Source organism: Leifsonia sp. HAY1-4F (assembly GCF_056755275.1).
In genome coordinates, this window is the sequence record NZ_JBNDHX010000695.1 from 1 (window position 1) to 232 (window position 232).

The following is a 232-nucleotide window of genomic DNA, read 5'->3' on the forward strand; positions in this document are numbered from 1 at the left end:
CACCGAAGTCGCCGCCGCTTATCTGACGGCCGAGATGGCCAAGGGCAAGGATCTCGGCGAGGCGCTGACCGGCGCGCTCAGCGATCTCGACGGTTTCTTCACCTTCGTCGTCGGCACAAAGTCCGGCTTCGGCGTCGTTCGCGATCCCATCGCCTGCAAGCCGGCAGTCATGGCCGAAACCGATCGGTATGTTGCTTTCGGCTCCGAATATCGTGCGCTCGTAAACCTGCCT

At 62.5% G+C, this 232-nt stretch carries 1 pseudogene; it reads left to right on the forward strand.

Features of this window, described 5'->3' with window-relative positions:
- Window positions 1-232, forward strand: a pseudogene (locus ACPYOG_RS21005) (glutamine amidotransferase); the annotation flags it as partial.